Origin of the sequence: Paracoccus sp. UBA889 (genome assembly GCA_002294185.1) — a bacterium.
Classification (GTDB): Bacteria; Pseudomonadota; Alphaproteobacteria; order Rhodobacterales; family Rhodobacteraceae; genus Paracoccus.
Map to the genome: position 1 here is coordinate 14792 of DBFD01000040.1, position 1114 is coordinate 15905.

1 protein-coding gene is annotated in these 1114 nt (G+C 74.0%); it reads left to right on the top strand.

All coding sequences use genetic code 11. The annotated features are described in order from the left end of the window. Window positions 1–114 precede the first annotated feature (114 nt). Window positions 115–1098 (top strand): phosphate acetyltransferase, encoded by a 984-nt coding sequence (locus B4L36_RS06675; RefSeq protein ID WP_292954208.1) that lies wholly within the window; start codon window positions 115–117, stop codon window positions 1096–1098. Window positions 1099–1114: the final 16 nt, after the last annotated feature.

The window sequence follows — 1114 nt, forward strand, 5'->3', positions numbered from 1 at the left end:
TGCCGCCCCCCGCCCCGCCCGGGTCGTCCGGTATCCCGGGGCAGTCCGCAGGGCCGGGGGCAGCGTCCCCCCCGCGCCGGTTGCCCCGGCCCCGCCGCCGGAAGGATCAGGCCGATGACCGATGCCGCCAAGACCGACGCCACGCCGCCGCTTCTCGACCGCCTGCGCGCGGCCGCCCGCGCCCGGCCCCGCCACATCATCCTGCCCGAGGGCCATGACCCCCGCGTGGCCGAGGCCGCCCTTCGCCTCACCGAGGCGGGGCTGGCCCGGATCACGCTGATGAACGGGCCCGGGATTGCCGGCGTCACCGCGCTGGACCCGGCCGCGGCGCCGGACCTGGTCGAATTGTCGACCCATTGGCACCGGATGCGGGCCGCGAAAGGCATGACCGCCGAACGCGCGCTGGCCGAGATGCGCGACCCGATCCGGCAGGCGGCGATGCGGGTGCGCCTGGGCCAGGCCGACGGCACCCTGGGCGGCGCGGTCGCCACCACCGCCGAGACGGTGCGCGCGGCGCTGCAGATCATCGGCCGGGCCCCCGACGCGGCCATCGTGTCCAGCTTCTTCCTGATGATCCCGCCCGCGGAAACGGCGGCGCCGGATGCGATGATCTTCGCCGATTGCGGCCTCGTCATCGCCCCCGATGCCACCGGACTGGCCGCCATCGCCCGCGCCTCGGCCCGGTCCTGCCGGCAGCTGCTGGGCCAGGCCCCGCGGGTGGCGCTGCTGTCCTTCTCGACCGCCGGCTCGGCCGAACATGACAGCCTGGAGCGGATCCGCGAGGCGCTGGCGCTGGTCCGCGCGGCCGAACCGGACCTGGAAATCGACGGCGAGATGCAGTTCGACGCCGCCCTCGACCCCGCAATCCGCGCCCGCAAGGCCCCGAAAAGCCGCCTGACCGGCCCGGCCAATGTCGTCGTCTTCCCCGACCTCGCCTCGGGCAATATCGGCTACAAGATCGCCCAGCGCCTCGGCCGCTGCCACGCCATCGGCCCCATCCTCCAGGGCCTCGCCAGCCCCGCCAACGACCTCTCCCGGGGGTGCACCCCCGAAGACATCGTCAACGCAGCAATCATAACAAGCCTCACCGCAAAATGATCGCCGAAAACCCGAT

Bases quoted from the DNA above. Each gene is read 5' to 3' on its own strand.
- B4L36_RS06675 (WP_292954208.1), top strand. From the start codon at position 115: ATGACCGATGCCGCCAAGACCGACGCCACGCCGCCGCTTCTCGACCGC.